Source organism: Candidatus Vicinibacter affinis (assembly GCA_016714365.1).
Lineage (GTDB): Bacteria > Bacteroidota > Bacteroidia > Chitinophagales > Saprospiraceae > Vicinibacter > Vicinibacter affinis.
Window position 1 is genome coordinate 2,827,237 of sequence record JADJNH010000005.1, and the last position, 16,957, is coordinate 2,844,193.

The 16,957-nt window shown below is 34.0% G+C and carries 12 protein-coding genes; 9 read left to right on the forward strand and 3 right to left on the reverse strand.

The window, feature by feature from the left end; all coding sequences use genetic code 11:
- Positions 1–4 precede the first annotated feature (4 nt).
- The gene (locus tag IPJ53_11200; GenBank protein MBK7799673.1) at positions 5–2,386 is read left to right on the forward strand and encodes an LTA synthase family protein; all 2,382 of its coding nucleotides are present in this window, start codon (positions 5–7) and stop codon (positions 2,384–2,386) included.
- A 145-nt stretch (positions 2,387–2,531) separates the two neighbouring features.
- Here IPJ53_11200 and IPJ53_11205 read toward each other — a convergent pair whose 3' ends face one another.
- The 3 genes from IPJ53_11205 to IPJ53_11215 form a co-directional block, all read right to left on the reverse strand.
- Positions 2,532–4,352: a sulfatase-like hydrolase/transferase gene (locus IPJ53_11205; protein ID MBK7799674.1), complete on the reverse strand. Its 1,821-nt coding sequence runs from the start codon at positions 4,350–4,352 to the stop codon at positions 2,532–2,534.
- A gap of 99 nt (positions 4,353–4,451) precedes the next feature.
- Positions 4,452–6,107 carry a sodium:solute symporter gene (locus tag IPJ53_11210; GenBank protein ID MBK7799675.1) on the reverse strand — a complete coding sequence of 552 codons (1,656 nt, stop codon included), beginning with the start codon at positions 6,105–6,107 and terminating at the stop codon, positions 4,452–4,454.
- Between the two features lie 103 nt (positions 6,108–6,210).
- Positions 6,211–8,676 carry a PIG-L family deacetylase gene (locus IPJ53_11215; GenBank protein ID MBK7799676.1) on the reverse strand — a complete coding sequence of 822 codons (2,466 nt, stop codon included), beginning with the start codon at positions 8,674–8,676 and terminating at the stop codon, positions 6,211–6,213.
- Positions 8,677–8,778: 102 nt separating this feature from the next.
- On the opposite strand from IPJ53_11215, the gene IPJ53_11220 reads away from it, so the two are divergent.
- The 8 genes from IPJ53_11220 (at position 8,779) to IPJ53_11255 (ending at position 16,900) form a co-directional block, all read left to right on the forward strand.
- Positions 8,779–9,852, forward strand: coding sequence for a bifunctional 3-deoxy-7-phosphoheptulonate synthase/chorismate mutase type II (locus IPJ53_11220; protein MBK7799677.1), 1,074 nt, complete (start codon positions 8,779–8,781; stop codon positions 9,850–9,852).
- 170 nt (positions 9,853–10,022) lie between these two features.
- On the forward strand, positions 10,023–10,889 hold the full coding sequence (locus IPJ53_11225) for an ABC transporter ATP-binding protein (protein MBK7799678.1): 867 nt from the start codon (positions 10,023–10,025) through the stop codon (positions 10,887–10,889).
- 5 nt (positions 10,890–10,894) lie between these two features.
- A complete protein-coding gene (locus IPJ53_11230; protein MBK7799679.1) occupies positions 10,895–11,662 on the forward strand; it encodes a hypothetical protein in 768 nt (255 codons plus the stop codon).
- Position 11,663: 1 nt separating this feature from the next.
- The gene (locus IPJ53_11235) at positions 11,664–12,023 is read left to right on the forward strand and encodes a GntR family transcriptional regulator (GenBank protein MBK7799680.1); all 360 of its coding nucleotides are present in this window, start codon (positions 11,664–11,666) and stop codon (positions 12,021–12,023) included.
- Between the two features lie 47 nt (positions 12,024–12,070).
- On the forward strand, positions 12,071–12,814 hold the full coding sequence (locus IPJ53_11240) for a DUF2807 domain-containing protein (GenBank protein MBK7799681.1): 744 nt from the start codon (positions 12,071–12,073) through the stop codon (positions 12,812–12,814).
- A gap of 113 nt (positions 12,815–12,927) precedes the next feature.
- Positions 12,928–14,070, forward strand: a complete 1,143-nt coding sequence (locus tag IPJ53_11245) for an acyl-CoA dehydrogenase family protein (GenBank protein MBK7799682.1) — start codon at positions 12,928–12,930, stop codon at positions 14,068–14,070.
- Positions 14,071–14,136: 66 nt separating this feature from the next.
- On the forward strand, positions 14,137–14,577 hold the full coding sequence (locus IPJ53_11250) for a hypothetical protein (GenBank protein ID MBK7799683.1): 441 nt from the start codon (positions 14,137–14,139) through the stop codon (positions 14,575–14,577).
- An 88-nt stretch (positions 14,578–14,665) separates the two neighbouring features.
- Positions 14,666–16,900, forward strand: a complete 2,235-nt coding sequence (locus IPJ53_11255; protein ID MBK7799684.1) for a TonB-dependent receptor — start codon at positions 14,666–14,668, stop codon at positions 16,898–16,900.
- The last annotated feature ends 57 nt before the right edge of the window (positions 16,901–16,957 follow it).

The window sequence follows — 16,957 nt, forward strand, 5'->3', positions numbered from 1 at the left end:
TTACATGAAACTCAAAGGAAGACTAATAAAGCCAATCAAAGGATTTAAGCCTTTAAGAACGGCCAAGGCCATGCATTCGTGGGAGGCCTTCATGGCCCTATGTCTGATGGCCATTTTCTTCTTGTTTACGTTGAGAATTTACGAATCATTAGTACTTAACCAATTATTTAATCCCAACAAACTTTGGAAATCTGAAGCTTTAGGTACCATAATGGACTTGCTTCTTGCACTGGGGATATTAGGGATTACCTATCCACTGTATAGTTTCTTGTTCAGGCAAAAAAATAAATTGGGTATCAGAATTTTTGAAAACACCCTGTTTCTCTTTGTCATAGGCCATTTGATCATTTTGGAATATTTTTTCTACCAAATGAGGCCTTTGGATATTTTTTTATTTAACCACCAACCCAGTGAAGTAGCTTTCTCCTATGCAACTTCAGGTGTAACTTTGAAAAGAATATTGATTGCAGTTTTTTTAAGCACCTTATTATGGACCATTCTTCAATATTCACTTAAATCTATTCGATGTTCCAGTAAATGGTTTAAATTTTCTTTCATTTTTGGTTTTGGATTCCTTTTAGCATTTAGCTTATTTAAAGAATTTGCCAAAATTCCGGTTTCCCGGGACTTGTTTACCAATAAGTCCTTTCACTTTTACTCTAAAACCATTCTTTCAAAAACTTCGGTGTATTTTGAACCACCTGTTGTGGCCTTATCTATGCTATACCAGAAACAATTTCCAAGAGAAGGATCCATTGCTCCAGACTACCCATTTTTACATCACTTTAATGATGAAGACAAATTTGGACCATTCCTCAATAAGTTTAAGACTCAGCCCAATATCGTCATTTTAATTACAGAAAGTCTATCAGAATATTTCATTCATCCAATTAATGGAATACATTTTATGCCTTTCCTGGACAGTCTATCAAAAGTGAGCCTATACTGGAATAACTTTCTGACACTCGGGGAAAGGTCATTCGCTGCTAACCCTTGTATTAGTGCATCTTTGCCCTATGGTGAAATGGGCTTTACACTTATGCAGACCTATCCTTATCATTTTTCATTAATGAATGTGCTGAATAAAAATAACTACTTAACAAGTTTTTATTATGGCCAAGGGGCCTGGTTTCATAATAAGAAACATTTTTACGAATTCAACAATACCGGAAGAATAATTGACAAAGATGAATTTCAAAAAAAATTTTCACCAATAACGGTTGGCGAAGAAAGATATATTTGGGGATATAATGACATTGATCTTTTTCGCCAATACTTAATTTCAACAGATAGCTTAATCAATAAACCAAGGTTAGATATATTGTTTACAGGAACTTCTCACTCCCCTTTTATAGTAAAGGACTCTATGGGATATCATGAAAAATATACTGAGGAGTTAAAGAAACTAACAAATAGAAATGACAGGATTCATTTTGAAAAATATCAAAGATTCTATCTGACCTTGTACAATGTGGATGACGCTTATAGAATATTGTTTAACGAATTTAAGAAAAGGCCGGATTTTGAAAACACCATTTTTATATTGACAGGTGATCATCCAATGACAGAATTGCCTATTGAAAATGCATTTACGAAGTACAAAGTACCCATGATAATTTATTCCCCGAAATTGAAAGAAGCTAAACATTTTGAGGGGTTCAGCTCACATTTAGATATATATGAAACGGTATTGGGTTATCTGAAAAGCAACTTTAAAATAGAGGTCCCTGAATATTCAACAGCATTAGGATCAAAAATAAATTTTAGTGAAAATTTTGACATCAAAGGTGAATATGCCTTTATGAATGACAATCGACAAATAGTTGATTTCTATTCAAATGGATACTACTTATATAATGATAAATATCTTTTCAAAGTAAATAAAGACATGCGCATTCGTGAAATTTATGATAAAGCTTTACTTGATCAACTCAGAAAAAAACTTAACACTTTTAGAGCCGCAAGTAAGAATGCTAGCTTATACTTCAAATTAATGCCAGACAGTATATATTTTAATTTTTTTAAACAAAATGTTCTATTGAATCAATTTAAAACGGATACCGTCAAGAGCAATATGTCAAGGCATCCGATTGCTACAATTGATGTAGGAAATAAAAAAAGTCTATTCCTTGATCTGTCCTTAGATAGATTAAGCGATGCTGAATCCTTTCCTCAAATCAGTTATGAATGGAAAGATGGCTGTGACAGCAGCTTTAGCAAAACAAGTCTTTATTTTCCTTTTGATCAACTTAACTTCCAATATCATCTCAAAATTGATTATCCGGACCAACAAGAACATGGTTCGAAATTGTATATTTATTTAGAAAACAATAAGAAAAAATATTATACCTATACCAAATTAAAATGTGTGGTTTATACTCAATAAATTGTCAAGGGCCGATTTCTAAATTAAGAATCATACCATACTTAAATGTCCAATTATTTAGTATTTGGATATCAATGCTTCATACAGATAAATAAAATTTAACTTGAAGCCATACAAATTTGGGTATTATTAAAGCGTCTAGATATTATTTATGGTCAAAATCGTCCATAAGCTTTTGAAAATAAGATAAAAGGAATTTGTCAGAATATAAACATTGTCCTCTATTCAATATTACTTGATTATTATCATTTGAAATAACTCTTTGTCCCTCACTATCTACCCAGCCACAACCATTGTTAAAGGTGTAAAAAGCAAACCCTGAAGTATCAGATCTGAAAGAATTGTTACTAAATATAAATTCCTTTGAATCTATATTCATTTGCGCCAATATTGTGGCGACTATATCAGTTTGAGAACAGACCCTATGCAAAATGGTATCCATCTTAACAACTCCACCAGTATAAAGTAACGGAATGTAAAATTTTTCAGGAGAAGAGTAACTTATATCAATAGGAAATCGGGCCCCATGATCCGCTACAATTATGACAAGTAGGTTTTTCCAAACTGGGCTATTTTCCAGGGAATCCAAAAATAACGTGAGATATTTATCTGTGTAATGAGCTGAATTAACAAAAACAGAGGCATCATCCTTTTCTGCCCAATAGTCATCTTCTGGAATATCATAAGGTGGATGACTGGACAAGGTTAATACACTCATTAAAAAGGGTGATTTTTCGAAATAAATATCCTTCCTCACTCGATCCAATAATATATGATCATGAACACCCCATTTGGCATTGTAGGTATTAGGATTAAAATCCTTTTTACTAATAATTCTATCAATACCACTGGCAAGTAAATATGTCTTCATTCCTGCAAAATCAATATCTCCTCCGTAAAAAAAAGAACAATTATACTGATACTTAGCAAGTGTCTTACTCAATGAAGGGAGCCGTTCAGCTTTAGATGGGATTTTGATAATCGAACTCTGCGGTTGTGCAGGGTATGCACTGTATATCGCAGCAAGACCTTTGTCTGTGCGGTCTCCGGAGGCATATACCTGATCAAAATAAACTCCCTTTTTAATCCACCGATTCAAACCAGGAAGGATTTCCTTCCCAGCATGACTCTGATTAATCATATTGGCTGTAAAACTCTCCAATAATAAAAAAAGCATATTAGGTCTTTCTGAATCAATAAACTTATCATTCGCAACACCTTTGAAATTCAGCTCTTTAAATAAACTATCTGCAAGGACAGGATTTATAAGCTCTCTTTTTGGACTGATACTTTTATTATGTGAATAGGTATACAGTATATTCCAAATTGGATGCAAGGCAATATGATTGGCATACATGTCCTTGCTATGGTAAACAGTGCCAGGATTTAAAGGGCTTAATCCAACTCCTCCACGCAAAGGAATAACCAAGATGCCTAAGGAAAGAAAAATGCTTATGAATGTAATTATTCCAAATTTAGGTCCTGAAGTGTTCTTAACTCTTAGAAAATAAAAAAATGCGATAGGCAAATTGAATAGTAAAACAGCAATTATAAATTTTGAAATTGTCTCAATTGAAATAAAATGAATGCCCTCATTTGTTCTATCAAGATAAGTAAAAAAAGTATAATCGATTCTAAATCCCCATTCAGGATAAAGAACTGAATCTATTGCATAAACAATTGAATTTAACGCAAGAAAAGTAAAACCTAAAGTATTAATAACATTCTTTACATATACTTTTTTAAACATTGAAACGAAAACCAGCCCAATTAAAATAGCAGCTACTTCAATTGACCATACTGAAAAATCCATATACAAACCATATGCCATGGCTTTACTTGCTGCAGTAAAAGAAATTTTAAAACCATTAAAGTATTCTAACAATACAAAAATAAGCCTATTGTAGCTTAAGCTTAAAAGCATAAAAAATAAAACAGCAATTAGTTTTAACCAGAAACGGTCCATATAAATAATTTATTTGCAGGAATAGATATTATACAATTGCTGACTTATTATAATTATATCTATCAATTCAAAATTAATATTTTATCAATAAAGGATCTCTTATCCAATATTTTTTTTCTTAAAAAAAATACTTAGACATAAACTAACAAAAGTTACAATCCCAGATGCAATCACATTAAACCAAAGAAACCCAATATCTTGGGTAAAAAACAGAATAAACACTGTTATTTGAGCCAAGCAAGCAGCCAAAAAAACGCTGTTGCCATTCACTCTGGGAAAAATAAAAGCAACAAGAAAAATACCAAGTACACTTCCATAAAAAAGAGACCCAATGATGTTAATAAACTGTATCAAGTTCTCAAACAAGTTTGCATAAAAAGCAAATGAGATTGCCAATACTCCCCAAAAAACAGTAAACAATCTTGACCACTGTAAATCGCTTAACATCCCTGATGATGACTGGAATAGCCTTTTTTGTATGTCAATGGATGTTGTACCTGCTAAAGCATTTAATTCTGCTGAAATACTTGACATGGCGGCACAAAATATTACTGCAAGTAACAAACCAATAAACCCCTTGGGCAAATAGTTCAGAATGTAATATAAAAAAATATAGTCTTTATCATTTGCCTCAACTTTTGCCCCAGAATCCCTTACATAAGTTTGGACATCTTCTCTTATATTTCTTTGCGCAATATTTAAAGAAACAATTTCTTCCTTATTAATATTATCTTTTTGAAGGAGATTGATTCTAGTATTATGTAGTTGGTTCAATTCCCAACTCCAAATTTTATACTTTTCCGGAGAATTCAATTTTAAATCTTGCTCAACTTTTGAATTAAAAGAAATAGGTGTTCTTTCAAATTGAAAAAAACAAAATAGCAAAACCCCACACATCAAAATAAAAATCTGCATGGGTATTTTGAGTAAGCCATTAAATAGCAAACCAAGCTGACTTTGCCGAATATTCCGGCCACTCAAATATCTTTGAACCTGTGATTGATCTGTTCCAAAATAGGCTAAAGCTAAAAAAAAGCCCCCTGTTATTCCTGCCCAAAAATTATACCTGTCCTGAAAATTAAAACTAAAATCTATACCTTGCATTTTACCATTCCAACCTGCTAATTCAAGTGTTCTGTCAAAGGTAAAATTTACAGGCATGGAATAAATCAAGAACCCAAATATAAATGCCATACCCAACAAGATAACAGCCATTTGTTGAGTTTGAGTCACCGTTACCGCCTTTGATCCGCCACTTACCGTATATAAAATCACCAATAAGCCGGTAACCAATTGAGTCAATTGTAAATTCCAGCCTAATACAGTCGACAAAATGATGGCAGGTGCATAGAGTGTAATGCCTGCTGCCAAACCTCTTTGAATTAAAAATATAATTGCAGCAAATAATCTGGTCTTTAAATCAAACCTTTGTTCAAGATATTCATATGCTGTAAATACTTTTAGCTTATAAAATGCAGGAATAAAAACCACTATGATAACAAACATCGCCAATGGTAATCCAAAATAGAATTGTACAAATCTTAGACCATCAGAAAATCCTTGTCCTGTTGTACTGATAAATGTGATGGCACTAGCTTGAGTTGCCATAACGCCAAGGCAAACCTTCCACCAAACTGAATTTTGTTCTCCAAGAATATAACTATTTAAATCGTGCTGAGATCGTGATTTATACCATCCATATATTACTATAAATGAAAGGGTAGCTATCAAAACAAACCAATCTATCCAACTCATAAATCAACTTGAATAAGCATTTGTAAGCATGTACAAAAAAATAATAGCAACCGCCAACCCAATAATTAGAATCAAGCCATACTTAATAAAAGATTTTTCCATTTTAAAATGAAATTATATTGGCAAATAATCTATACGCACCCGGAACACCTGCAGGCAATTGCCTGAACCATGAAAGTGAGGTATAAATAAGGTACCCTTTACCAATTTTTTTACACAACAACCCTGAATTCAAAGGAGGTTCCCCTGAGTCACTCATTGACAAAATCTCTTCAAATTCTTTTGGATAACTTCCCGGAAAGTACAAACCTCGTTCCTGAACCCAATCATCAAAATCATGCTCATTAATTTTGTTGGGATCTGATAAAATTTTATGCATGGGCATTAAAATTTTTACCGGAGAAGACTCATTTGTAACTCGGTTTCTTGAAATTTTAAAATCTTCGCCTAAAAAATTCTGTGTAACCAGCTCATGTCCTGTGTTGTATTGAAATATTACTTTACCACCATTTCTTGCAAAATTTTCTAAAAACTCCTTGGACTTTGCTAATTCTTCGCAGGTATTAAAAGCCCTAATTCCAAAAACAATTACATCGTAATTATTTTTATTAATATTCCACAAATCCTTTGCTTTTACTACATCCAATTTAAAACCCATTTTCACCAATGCTTCGTCCACATTATCCCCTGCCCCATCGATGTATGCTACTCTTTTAGGCTTAATTTTTAATTCACAAACAGTTACCTTAATTTTTGCGGGTGTCATTACATTCAACCAGGGAATATGACCATATCGTATTGATTGTTGAAAATAAAGAGGCTCACCTCCAACTTCCATTGAAATTTCTTTGATTGTGTTCCTGATATCATGAGTTTGAATATACAATTCAAATATTTTTTCATCACCAGGTTTTTCAAGATGAAAATCAATTTCAGATGGAGAAACAACAATTCCTTCCGGAATCCTGAATCTTATTTTTCCATTTTGATTATTACCATTTGATTTAATCGTAAAATTAAATTTTACCGGTTTATCTTTATTGATCAAGACCAATTGATCGGTCGGCATTACAGTTACTAAAGGCAATACATCCGCTGGTTGCCTCACTTCACCTATAACAGGATCATCATTTTTATAGATTACTGGCCTGTCAATATCATATGACTTGTTAAAAATTTTAATCTTAAATCTAACTTTAAAGGTTGGCGCAGTAACCGGCAAATTTCTCAAACCTGTCTCATCCACTCTATACATGCCTTTATCGCGTCCATACCTGAGCCAAAAAGGCGCCGTTTGAGAAATTCCCGTCAGCTCAATATCCCTGCGCCAATACAATGGATTATTGCTTATGAGCAATTTCTGAAATGTACTATCGCCTAATCCTGGCCATATTTCAATTTTATCCAAGGTAATACCTATCGATCGAGAAATGATTTCGTTATTGAGTCTGACTTCAACTCCATTTGAAATTGACTGCCTATCAATAAAGGCTTCGGCAAAAATACCTGCACATTCAAAAATTAATTCTCTGATTTTCTTTAGCTTAACCTCCTTATAAACTCCTGCATTGATATCCTCAAGGTATTGTTCCGCTTTCTGAAGTAATGGGATGCTCTTGTATGGAGCCGACACATCGAATTGATTAATCAATTCCTCTAATACTTTATCCAGATTTCCACCTCCATTAAATCTTGACCAGCTGAAGTTCAGACCATCAAACGGCGAGGCCTCCCCTGGAGCCTTTTTGGCATCAAGTCTTTCAAAATATTCCAATTGTGTCCCCCTTACTGAGTTAATTCCAAATCCTTGCGATTTATGCATGCTTCTACTTTGGGCGGAGATCTCTCCGTTTGACAACCCGGAAGCCGGGTAATAGCTGCCAATGTCCAATAAATACAAATTTGATTTATCAGCAGCATCAAACTTTTCTTTTGATCCAAAGAAAAAATAGGAGGTATTGAAAAAAATTCTATCAACACGAACTGGCTCAGGTAGATCCAAAAGATCTCTCCTATATAAACTATTTCTTGCTAAATCAAAGGCTTCCATGCCAAGTATGGCAGAAGCTGTATGGTGTCCGTGGGTCTTACCACTGGTCCGATGGTCAAATCGATTGATAATTACGTCAGGCTTAAAAGTTCTAATTAAGTGCACTAAATCAAGCAAAACTGAATCTTTGTCCCAAATCGAAAAAGTTTCTTCAGCATTCTTTGAATATCCAAAATCATTTGCTCTGGTAAAAAATTGTATACCCCCATCAATTTCTCTGGCTCTCAACAACTCATGAGTTCTGATCACACCTAAAAATTCATCCAGCTCAGAACCTATAAGATTTTGACCTCCATCGCCCCGGGTCATGGAAATATAACCGGTTCTTAGTTTTAGATCATTAGAGAGATAACTTATCAACCTGGTATTTTCATCATCAGGATGTGCCGCTATATATAACACTGAGCCCACTACTTTCAGGCCCTTTAGGTCCTCAAGAATCAGAGAAGCAGGTCTGTTTTGACTATTTAAGTTGATATTAATTATTAGTAACAACAGTAAAATTCCTATTACGCGCATATTCAATTTTTGATAAAAGGCGAATATCACTATTTGAATTGAAAATCATTATAAACAAATGCGAGCTTTTTACATTTAATTTGTAGAACTAAAAAAAGTGTATTGCAAACAAAACCAGTATTTGAAATTCCGAAAGATCAGAAAATTCTTATTTTAGGTCCTTGCAGCGCCGAGTCCTATGAACAATTATCAAGTGTTTGTACCCAAACTATGGACCTTAAGCCGGATTTGTTGAGAGCTGGAGTTTGGAAACCAAGGACTCGCCCGGGATCATTTGAAGGAAAAGGAGAAGAAGCACTGGAGTGGCTTATTCAAATCAAGAAAGACTTTAATATTAAAGTATGTACTGAAGTGGCCAATCAAGAACACGTTGAAAAATGCCTTAAAGCAGGGATTGATGTGCTTTGGGTTGGAGCAAGGACTACAGTCAACCCTTTTTATGTTCAGGAAATAGCAGATGCTCTGAAAGGAACTAATGTTCCTGTCATGATAAAAAATCCGCTTAATCCAGACCTTTTTCTTTGGCTGGGAGCGATAGAAAGATTTTATAAGGCCGGACTTGAAAGGATTGCTGCAATTCATAGAGGCTTTTCCTTTTATGGCAATTCAATCTACAGAAATGTGCCAAGGTGGCAGATCCCAATTGAATTGAAGAGGAAATTGCCGGAAATTCAAATGATAGCAGACGTCAGTCATATAAGTGGTAACCCTGCGCATCTGCAAGAAATAGCACAAATTGCTATGGATTTAAATTATGATGGTCTTATGGTTGAGGTGCACCCAGATCCATTACAAGCATTAAGTGATTCCGATCAACAAGTCACCCCTGCATTTTTAAAGAAATTTGTACTTGACCAGCTCATTAAAAGAAAAACTCAATCCAGCAATTATCTATATAATAATAAAATTTCAGAAATCAGGAAGGAGATAGATTATATAGATAAGGAAATCATAAGTTTATTGGCAAAACGTATGCAAATGGCAGATGCCATTGGCATTGAAAAAAGAAATGAAGAAATATCCATTTTCCAACCTGAAAGATGGGCAGAAATAGTTTCAAGACTTTTAGTTGAAGCAGAAAAAAGCAATCTTAGTCAAGAATTCATTTTTTCACTCACAGAAGCCATTCATATTGAATCCATCCAACACCAAAGCGCTAAAATGAACAATCCTTAGCCGACTCTAAAAAAATAATTTTCATAATACTACACAACTAAGTGATTTAGTGCTAATTATATATATATTATAAAAATATTTTTAAAAATTGTTTAAAATATTTGGATAATATAAATACATCATACTACTTTTGTAGTGTATTAGTTATTTAATACACTAAATCAATAGTTATGATTCATTTGCAAAATGTCAGTTTCCAATACAAAAAGGGCAAAAGTATTTTTAAGGATCTTGAATTAAACCTAAATGCAGGTAATATTTATGGGCTACTTGGGAAAAATGGTGCGGGTAAAACTACCTTACTACGGCTTATAAATGGGTTAATATTTCCAACTGCAGGCACAGTAGACATTATGGGTTATCCAGCAGCAGATAGACATCCGGAGATGTTGGCTGATATCTGTTTTGTACAGGAAGAACCCTATATTCCGAACCTTTCAATTATTGCTTTCCTCTATACCTACGCCCCCTTCTATCCAAATTTTGACTTTGATCAATTTTTTAAACTAATAACCGAATTCAGCCTGGAGGGTAGTTTAAAGTTGGACAAATTATCCTTTGGACAAAAGAAGAAAGTGATGTTAAGTTTTGCCTTAGCCAGCAATGCAAGAATTGTCATTCTTGATGAGCCTACAAATGGTTTAGACATACCTTCCAAATCCCAATTTAGAAAGCTCATAACAGAAGCAATGCTGAATGAAAGGATGATTATTATTTCTACACATCAAGTCCGAGATATGGTGAATTTGATAGATCCAATATTAATCATTGATGAAGGACAAGTAGTATTCAATTACTCTTTGGAAGAAATTGCCGATGCTCTTGTATTTGAAGTTCACAACACGCTGGCCGAACCAAAGGATGTATTGTATAGTGAACGTATAAGTGGTGGTTACATTACTATTAGAGAAAATAATCACGATGAATTCTCTAATGTTGACGTTGAAGCATTGTTTAATGCAATCCTTATTAAAAAAGAGGAAATCATAAAAATTCTAGAAAAACATAAAGCCATTCACTCAAATTCAAAAAATTAATCAAAATGAAATCAAGTTTATTTATATTTTCTCCTGCCAGATTTTTAAATTTGTTAAAAAGAGAATGGAATTATAAAAAAAATACAATTCTTATTGTCTTTTTAAGTATTCTGGGTGGCCTTTCGGTACCAATGATATTGCAATTATTTTCTCAAAGCAATCATAAAAATTTATTCACTACTGAAACATTAATTGTCAATTTGGCAATTATGGGAGTAATATTTGCAAGCCTTTGCTTTTCTGAATTTATTCAAACCACTAGCAAACAAAATTATCTCAGCGTTCCTGCATCAGCCTTAGAAAAACTACTTTCGAAATGGACGGTAATTTCTCTGTTGATTCCAATCCTATATATTGTATCTTATGTTGGTTATTCCAAAATAATTACATTTTTTACAAATCTATTTATCCAAGATAAGTTGGATTACACTAACATAGATTTAAAAGTTATTTGGCAATTTCTTTTAAATATTATTTTAGTCCAAAGTGTTTACATACTCGGATCAGTTTGGATGCCAAAAGCATCAATACTTAAAACCACTTTTGGACTTTTTGTATTATTGATATTTTTAGCGCTATTCTCATTTCTATGTTTCAGAATCATCTATCATGAATATTTTACTGGAATGATAATGGCTGAAGATGGCCCAAATGTTAGTATAAATGGGGATATATTTTTTGAATCCCAATTAGTAAGAAAGATAACCGGTGTAGTAACATTCATATTTTTTATGACTGTTAGTTTATTTAAATTAAGTGAAAAACAATTGTAAAATGGATTTCCATAAACAACAACCCATCTATCTCCAAATAGCCGATGTGCTGTTAGAAGATATTCTCCAAAAGAAAATATCTGACGGAGAACGTGTCCCTTCAGTTAGAGAATTAGCTCTTTCTGTTCAAGTGAATCCAAATACGGTTCAACGCAGTTATCAATGGCTACAAGACGAAGATATAATTGTTCAAAAAAGAGGAATTGGATTTTTCCTTTGTGACAAGGTTTATGAAAAAACATTGTCCATCAAAAGGGATGAATTAATCAAAGTAACCATACCAGAGACTATCAAACAAATGAAATTATTGGGAATTGGCATCAAAGAATTTGAATCAATTTATCAAAGCATTCATAATTAGTCAACGTTACATCATTCATTTTTAAATTTATTACAGATTTCACCAATATGAAAACCAGCAACAAATTACTTTCAACTGCATTATTTATTGTGTGTGCATCAATTCTGGGTCTGATCCAATACAGCAAATTTTATGAAAAAGTCCAAATCAAAATTCAATCAGGGAACAAAATTGTAAGAAACACCAAATTAGGATCTTTCACCAAATTAGACATCTCATCAAATTTTGACATTTCTATATATAAGGGTCCTGATTCTATCCAGTTGGATGGAGATTCTTCGCTTATTGAAAGCTTATTATTGGAAATCAAGGACTCAACTTTAACTATAAGCTTGAAAGAAAATATCCAAAATTACAGTTCAGTAGGTTTGGTCATAAAGATTTATTGCAATACCTTAAATGACATTACTCTATTAGGGTCTGGAAATATAATAATGCAAGATTCCTTCTACTGTGCCTCTTCTAAATTGCTTCTTACTGGGAGCGGAAGTATTGAAGGGCGATTTAATTCAGAAACTCTAGACGCATCCCTATTAGGCTCAGGTGAGATTAGCAACATCGGCAAATCAAATCAAATTTCAGCCACTCTATCTGGAAGCGGCGACATCGACCTAACTGAAACATTGGGACAGACCGGCAAAGCTAATTTATTGGGATCAGGAAATATTGATATAAATTGTTCAAACAGTCTTGATATCGATCTAACCGGAAATGGAGAGATTAACTATAAAGGTTCACCTAAGCTCAACATCAAAAAATTGGGGAATGGTGAAATTCATTCGAAAGAATAAAAATTTGGCCCACATTTATTTTACGCCAAGAGTAGAGGCAATTTTTTAAGATAACATTAATCCTTTGTCTTTTAGAAGACAGAGGATTATTCTATTTTTGCAAAAACAAATAAATGCCCATTCAACATACAGATCAAATTCACCTTATCAAACAGAGTGCTCGTGACTTTGCAGAACAATATATAAGACCTCACGTAATGGAATGGGATGAAACCCAGCATTTTCCAGTAGAGACTATGAAAAATCTTGGCAGACATGGATTTTTAGGTGTTTTAGTACCTGAGAAATATGGAGGTGTTGGGCTAGGATATCAAGCATATATCACTGTTATTGAAGAAATTACTAAAGTTTGCAGCTCTATTGGTTTGTCAGTTGCTGCCCACAATTCCCTGTGTACCGGTCACATCTTGGCTTTTGGCAACGAAGACCAAAAATCGAAATATCTCCCAAAACTGGCCACTGGTGAATGGATTGGTGCCTGGGGACTCACAGAGGCAAATACTGGTTCAGATGCCATCAGAATGCAATGTGTAGCTAAAAAGGATGGTGATCATTGGATACTCGATGGGACGAAAAACTGGATCACTCATGGCATAAGTGGTGATGTTGCTGTAGTAATCGCTAGAACCGGTGAACTACTGGACAGTAATGGGATGACTGCATTTATAGTTGAAAGAGGTACCCCTGGATTTAGTGGAGGCAAAAAAGAGAATAAACTAGGGATGAGAGCGTCCGAAACCGCCGAAATGATTTTTGATCAATGCAAAATTCATGAATCACAGGTTTTGGGCAAAGTTGGAGATGGTTTTAAACAAGCCATGAAAGTGTTGGATGGGGGTAGAATATCCATTGCAGCTCTTGCCTTGGGAATTGCAAAAGGTAGTTATGAAGCCGCAGTTCAATATTCTAAGGAAAGACAACAATTCGGTCAGCCTATTTCTCAATTCCAGGGCATTGGCTTCAAATTAGCAGATATGTCAGTTAAAATTGAAGCTGCAGAACTTTTAACACGGCAGGCAGGTAAAATGAAAGATGAGGGAAGACCAATGTCTAAAGAATCCGCCATGGCTAAGTATTATGCATCTGAGGTTTGTGTTCACGCTGCCACAGAAGCTATACAGATTTTTGGAGGATATGGATATACAAAGGATTTTCCGGTCGAAAAATTCTTTAGGGATTCCAAGCTTTGTACAATTGGCGAAGGGACCTCCGAAATCCAAAAATTAGTCATCTCAAGGGCAATACTTAAAGAATAATGCTTGTTTAAAGGATAACTCAAACATTCAAAATTATGTATTTCAAATCATGAATTCATTTTAAAATTGTTAAGTAAAGAAAAAATAAAGCCTTTTGTAACCTATCTGATCATCAATTTGGTGATGGCTCAGATTGGCTTTAATGTTTTTAGCCTTTCCTGTTATTGCAAAAAAGAAATTAGTTTTTCTATTCTTCCAAAAAAAGATGAATGCCATCGTCCAGTTAAGTTACAAAAAGGATGCTGTTCAATTAAAAAATGTACAAATTCACTAAACAAAGTCAATCACCCCTGTGGAAAAAACAAAGCTGAATACAAAACAGCTCATATCCTGGCCGGTAACAAAATCCAGTTAGGCCATGACCAACTGGCTTTTATTGGTCAAATTATATTCTTACCTCCTTTAAATATTACTTCTTATCCAATTCTTTTCTGGCCTATTCCTCCTGATAAATATTTCCTTTCTGGAAACAAGAGGAGACTATTGATGTCTTCTTTGACTTGTTAGTATAAGTTATCTGATTTAAATTTTAATGTGCGTATTATTCTTTGTAATGAACGCTTGCATGATTTATTATTCATTTTAACTTTTACTCATGTCTTTAAAATTAATATACATTATAATACTGTTTTTATCGGCCTTACAAGCGCATTCTCAAATATTGAGTGGATCTGTAAAGAACCAAAAAAATGAAGGTCTGGAAGGTGCCCTGATTTATTTTATAAATTCTGAAAATGGCACCCAATCTGATAATGAAGGAAAATTTGTTTTATTCCGGGATGTAAATCAGGATACACTTTTAGTGAGTTATCTTGGATATGCTTCAGATACTATAATATTAGCTAAAGGTCAGTTGACTTTAAATTTAGTAATGGATGAAGGTGTTCAACTTAAAGAAATTACGATTAATGCAAACCGTCCTTCCCATAGTTTCTCACTTCTTAACCCTTTAAACGTAGAGACGCTAACTTCAAAAGAATTCAGAAAAGCTGCTTGTTGTAGCCTGGCAGAAAGTTTTCAGACAAGTAATGCAATCGATCTGTCTTACAACAATGCTGTAGTTAGCAATAGAGAAATTCAGTTTCTTGGACTTAGAGGAGCTTATACCCAACAATTAATAGAGAATCGTCCTGTATTTACCGGTATCCTGAATACCTTTGGATTTGACATGGTTCCCGGAACCTGGTTGAGTGAGGTAAATATTTTGAAAGGGGCAGGAAGTGCCATTTATGGTGCACAAAGCATTACAGGTGCCATTAATTCCAAATTAGTGGACCCAGAAACAGATGTCCCTTATTATCTGAATATTTATGGCGATTATCATGGTAGAATGGAAGGAAATCTTCACATTAATCGTAAATTCTCACCAAATGCACAATCAGGAATTTATTTGCATGCTTCCAGACACAGTGGTTTTAGGGATCACAATAATGATGGGTTTTATGATGATGCAAGGGCTACTCGTTTGAATGCAATGATTAGAAATCACTATTCCAGCAAAAACTGGGAAGGTCAGTTAAATTTTCAGGCTCTAAGAGATAAGAGGAATGGTGGGCAAACTATCTTAGAAAATCCATATTTATCTTCACAAACCATAGATCATTTTAACATTTCAAGTAAAATTGGTTACCTGGGTTTTAATAATCCAAATAAATCAATTGGCTCAATTTGGGACTTTTCATTTTCCACATTGGATGGAAATTATGGAAAAAGATTTGGATTAAATGCAATCGAATATCACGCATTGGGGCAAATTATATTTTCCTGGACTTCAAACAACGACCATCACAAGTTTGATTATGGACCAGTTGCAAACCTTAATATAGCCACAGAAACTTTATCTGATCAGGGTACGACAAATAAGTTATCATACAAACAAATAACTGCAGGTGCATTTATTGATTATCAATTTAAAGTTGGAAAGGTAGGAGAATGCGATCTAGACCGACTGGTTCTTACTTTGAGCCAAAGAATTGAACATATTCAACCTAAAAAAATGTTCTGGTCACCGAGGATAAGCGCTAGATTAAATCTTTCCGAAATCGTAACTTTAAGAGCCTCTGTTGGTCGTGGATATCGTTTCTTCAGACTTTACTCCGATCAAATTAATTTGCTATCCAGCAACAAATCTTGGAATGTAATTAATACTCCTCCTTTTGAATCTTCCTGGAATTCAGGTGCGAATTTGGTAGCCAAACCAAATATTTTCAATAAAGAATTGGAAATAAATATTGATGCCTACCTTACATGGTTTGACCAGCAAGTAGTAATTGACCTGGAACAAAACCTCCCAGAAATGCCGGTAGCAAGCATTTTTTCATTAAATGGAAAATCCAGAACCGGAATGTTGGGCGCAACGATTTCTTACCCTGTTCTTGAGCAAGTCACAATAAAAATTGGGTCGAGATTTCAATCCAACAAGATGCAATTTTTCAAAGAATATAAAGATCAGATTTTTATTCCTAAGTGGCGGGGCATGACTTCAATTGATTGGGAATCTAATCAAAAAAAATGGCTCTGGAATTTCACAATTCAACTTGTAGGCCCCATGAGATTCCCGGACAAAACAAATTATCCTCATGAGTTAAAACACGATCATGAGGGATGGACCAAGCCCTATTTACTTGCTCAAACACAATTGAATTATAAGTTTAAAGAAATAGATTTATATGTAGGTTGTGATAATCTTACAAACTTTACTCAACACAATGCAATTATTGCTGCAGACACTCCACATAGCAACTACTTCAATGCAGTGGAAGTATATGCTCCCATAAATGGGATAAAGCCTTATATCGGTATAAAATGGGCTTTCTTAAATAACTTATAGTTTGAAGTTCAAAAAAAAAGCCCGTTCCAAATTGGAACGGGCTTTTTTTTTGAAAAC